Raw genomic sequence first — 3088 nt, 5'->3', positions numbered from 1 at the left:
TTTCAAGACTGCACAAGCCCTGAGTGCCCGTGCCCAGGCCGAACTGCTCGCCGCCCAGCGCCAACTGGCGGTGATCGACACCCAGAAACAACAGGCCCGCGCCGCCCTGCAACAAGCCCGCGCCGAGCGTGATCTGGCGCAGTTGAACCTCGGCTACACCGAACTGCGCGCGCCGGTCGATGGGGTGATCGGCAACCGCCGCGCACGGGTCGGTGCCTATGCCCAGGCCGGTTCGCAACAGTTGTCGGTGGTGCCGGCCAGCGGTCTGTGGGTGGATGCCAATTTCAAGGAAGACCAACTGGCGCGGATGAAACCTGGGCAACGGGTGAGCATCCGTGCCGATGTGCTTTCCGGCCAGGAATTCCATGGCCGCCTCGACAGCCTCGCCCCCGCCACCGGTTCGCAATTCAGTGTGCTGCCGCCGGAGAACGCCACCGGCAACTTCACCAAAATCGTCCAGCGGGTGCCGGTGCGGATTCTGCTCGATCCGGCTGACGGCGTGCTCGGCCATCTGCGGCCGGGGCTGTCGGTCACCGCTGAAGTCGACACCCGTGTCCAACCACAAACCAGCGCCGTGGCCGTCGCGCCATGAGCACCGCCCTCACCGCTGCGGCGCAACCGTTCAACGCCGCCGACATGGCCACCGCGACCAAGGTCTTCGCCTTCGCCACGATGTGCATCGGCATGTTCATTGCGCTGCTGGACATCCAGATTGTCTCGGCGTCGCTGCGCGATATTGGCGGCGGACTTTCGGCCGGTACCGACGAAACCGCGTGGGTGCAGACCAGTTACCTGATTGCCGAAATCATCGTGATCCCGCTGTCCGGCTGGCTGTCGCGGGTGTTCTCCACGCGCTGGCTGTTCTGCGCCTCGGCGGTCGGCTTCACCCTGGCCAGCCTGCTCTGCGGCGTGGCCTGGAACATCCAGAGCATGATCGCCTTTCGTGCGCTGCAAGGCTTTCTCGGCGGCTCGATGATTCCGCTGGTATTCACCACCGCGTTCTTTTTCTTTACCGGCAAACAACGGGTGATCGCTGCGGCAACCATCGGTGCAGTGGCGTCACTCGCGCCGACCCTGGGGCCGGTGATCGGCGGCTGGATCACCGATATTTCCTCGTGGCACTGGCTGTTCTACATCAATCTGGTGCCGGGGATATTCGTCGCGGTGGCGGTGCCGATGCTGGTGAAGATCGACCAGCCGGAGCTGGCGCTGCTCAAGGGCGCGGACTACCTGAGCATGGTGTTTCTGGCGCTGTTTCTCGGCTGCCTGGAATACACCCTCGAAGAAGGCCCGCGCTGGAACTGGTTCAGCGATCAAACGATTCTGATCACGGCATGGATCAGCGGTCTGGCGGGTCTGGCATTTATCGGGCGCACCTTGCATGTGGCCAATCCGATCGTCGATCTGCGCGCGCTCAAGGATCGTAACTTCGCCCTCGGCTGTTTCTTTTCGTTTGTCACCGGGATTGGTCTGTTCGCGACGATTTACCTGACGCCGCTGTTTCTCGGACGGGTGCGCGGCTACAGCGCGCTGGACATTGGTCTGGCGGTTTTTTCCACCGGGGTGTTCCAGATCATGGCGATTCCGCTGTACGCCTTTCTCGCCAATCGCATGGATTTGCGCTGGATCATGATGATCGGGTTGGGGCTGTTTGCATTATCGATGTGGGAATTCAGCCCGATCACCCACGACTGGGGCGCCGCTCAGTTGATGCTGCCACAAGCGCTGCGCGGGATTGCCCAGCAACTGGCGGTGCCGCCGGCGGTGACGCTGACGTTGGGAGGGTTGGCACCGGCGCGACTCAAACACGCTTCGGGGCTGTTCAACCTGATGCGCAACCTCGGTGGGGCGATCGGCATTGCCGCGTGCGCGACCATTCTCAATGACCGCACCAACCTGCACTTCACCCGCCTGGCCGAGCATCTGAACAGCAGCAACGAGGCGATGAATCAGTGGCTGACGCAGGTCGGTGGCAACCTGGCCGCGCTGGGCCAGAGCGGTGACGTCGGCATCACTGCCGGCCTGCGTCAGCTGTGGCTGCTGACTTACCGCGAGGCACAGACCCAGACCTACGGCGATACCTTCTTGATGATCATGCTGTGCTTCATCATCGCCACGGCGATGGTGCCCTTGATGCGCAAGGTGCAACCACCAGCCGCGCCGAGTGCGGATGCGCATTGATCCAGATTTCCAAAACACCCCGCCCCTGTAGGAGCTGCCGAGTGAAACGAGGCTGCGATCTTTTGATCTTGTTTTTAAAAAATCAAAGTCAAAAGATCGCAGCCTTCGGCAGCTCCTACAGGGGTGATGGGTTGGGGCTTAGAGCTGTGGGGTTTTACGGAAGCCCACCGCCAGACGGTTCCAGCTGTTGATGGTGCTGATCGCCACGCTCAGGTCGACCATTTCCTTGGGCGTGAACTGCGCGGCGACGATGTCGTAATCTTCGTCCGGGGCGTGGGTCAGGCTCAGTTGGGTCAGTGATTCGGTCCACAGCAGCGCAGCGCGCTCGCGGTCGGTGAAGAACGGCGCTTCACGCCAGGCGGTCACTGCAAACAGACGGCGTGGAGTCTCGCCGCCCTTGATCGCATCAGCGGTGTGCATATCGATGCAGAACGCACAGCCGTTGATCTGCGAAGCGCGCAGCTTGACCAGTTCGACCAGAGTCTTTTCCAGCGGCAGTTTCGAGACCGCGGTTTCCAGGGCAATCATCGCTTTCAGGGCATCAGGGGAAGCAGTGTAGAAATCGCTACGAGGTTTCATGGTGGCTTTCCGGGGTCGGTGAATGTGTGGCTACGTTAGCCCCGCCCTGCCCGCCAACAAATAGCCAATCTGCGCGAAGATGCGCAGACCACTTACGCCTGTGGCCGGTTGACCGCTCGTCACCCGGTCGGCACCAAGGGTTCGGCGCCAGAGACCAATATCAGGTAAATCCCCTTTCTGGAGACGTACCATGATCACTCGCACACTCACCTCGCTTATGCTGGCCGGGCTGCTCGCCACGGCTTCCGCTGCCAGTTTCGCTGCCGATGACACTGACCACTCCAGCGCCCAGCCCGGCGCAAACAATGGCACCGCCATGCCGAAGGAC

3 protein-coding genes are annotated in these 3088 nt (G+C 62.0%); 2 read left to right on the top strand and 1 reads right to left on the bottom strand.

What is annotated here, in order from left to right; all coding sequences use genetic code 11:
- Positions 1-592, top strand: a 592-nt coding sequence (locus DBR18_RS28620; RefSeq protein WP_256588496.1) for an HlyD family secretion protein, incomplete at its 5' end; no start/stop codon positions are given.
- Positions 589-2181 (top strand): DHA2 family efflux MFS transporter permease subunit, encoded by a 1593-nt coding sequence (locus DBR18_RS01765; RefSeq protein ID WP_108589035.1) that lies wholly within the window; start codon positions 589-591, stop codon positions 2179-2181. The genes DBR18_RS28620 and DBR18_RS01765, both read left to right, overlap by 4 nt.
- Positions 2182-2319: 138 nt before the next feature.
- Here the strand turns inward: DBR18_RS01765 and DBR18_RS01760 are convergent, their stop codons facing one another.
- Positions 2320-2760, bottom strand: coding sequence for a carboxymuconolactone decarboxylase family protein (locus tag DBR18_RS01760; RefSeq protein WP_108589034.1), 441 nt, complete (start codon positions 2758-2760; stop codon positions 2320-2322).
- Positions 2761-3088 lie beyond the last annotated feature (328 nt).

Source organism: Pseudomonas sp. HMWF021, from assembly GCF_003061005.1.
In the GTDB taxonomy this organism is placed as follows: Bacteria; Pseudomonadota; Gammaproteobacteria; order Pseudomonadales; family Pseudomonadaceae; genus Aquipseudomonas.
This window is presented reverse-complemented; position numbering and strand designations above follow the sequence as displayed.